Raw genomic sequence first — 1,159 nt, 5'->3', positions numbered from 1 at the left:
AAGGTTATAGGGACAAGCCGTACGGGCAATTAGTATCAGTTAGCTTAATGCATTACTGCACTTCCACACCTGACCTATCAACGTCCTGGTCTCGAACGACCCTTCAAAGAGCTCAAGGCTCTGGGAAATCTCATCTTAAGGCAAGTTTCCCGCTTAGATGCTTTCAGCGGTTATCTCTTCCAGACTTAGCTACCCGGCAATGCCACTGGCGTGACAACCGGTACACCAGAGGTCTGTCCACTCCGGTCCTCTCGTACTAGGAGCAGCCCCCTTCAAATTTCCAACGCCCACGGCAGATAGGGACCAAACTGTCTCACGACGTTTTAAACCCAGCTCACGTACCACTTTAAATGGCGAACAGCCATACCCTTGGGACCGGCTACAGCCCCAGGATGTGATGAGCCGACATCGAGGTGCCAAACTCCCCCGTCGATATGAACTCTTGGGAGGAATCAGCCTGTTATCCCCAGAGTACCTTTTATCCGTTGAGCGATGGCCCTTCCATACAGAACCACCGGATCACTATGTCCTACTTTCGTACCTGCTCGACTTGTCGGTCTCGCAGTTAAGCACGCTTATGCCATTGCACTATTAGCACGATGTCCGACCGTACCTAGCGTACCTTCGAACTCCTCCGTTACACTTTAGGAGGAGACCGCCCCAGTCAAACTGCCTACCATGCACTGTCCCCGACCCGGATAACGGGCCAAGGTTAGAACCTCAAATGAACCAGGGTGGTATTTCAAGGATGGCTCCACGGGAACTGGCGTCCCCGCTTCAAAGCCTCCCACCTATCCTACACAGATTGATTCAAAGTCCAATGCAAAGCTACAGTAAAGGTTCATGGGGTCTTTCCGTCTAGCCGCGGGTAGATTGCATCATCACAAACACTTCAACTTCGCTGAGTCTCGGGAGGAGACAGTGTGGCCATCGTTACGCCATTCGTGCAGGTCGGAACTTACCCGACAAGGAATTTCGCTACCTTAGGACCGTTATAGTTACGGCCGCCGTTTACTGGGACTTCAATCAAGAGCTTGCACCCCATCATTTAATCTTCCAGCACCGGGCAGGCGTCACACCCTATACGTCCACTTTCGTGTTTGCAGAGTGCTGTGTTTTTATTAAACAGTCGCAGCCACCAGTTTATTGCAACCTTTTC

At 51.6% G+C, this 1,159-nt stretch carries 1 rRNA gene; it reads right to left on the bottom strand.

The window, feature by feature from the left end:
* Positions 1–8: 8 nt before the first annotated feature.
* Positions 9–1,159 (bottom strand): 23S ribosomal RNA (locus tag GM676_RS31310); the annotation flags it as partial.

It is taken from the genome of Duganella radicis (assembly GCF_009720825.1).
Classification (GTDB): domain Bacteria; phylum Pseudomonadota; class Gammaproteobacteria; order Burkholderiales; family Burkholderiaceae_D; genus Rugamonas; species Rugamonas radicis.
This window is presented reverse-complemented; position numbering and strand designations above follow the sequence as displayed.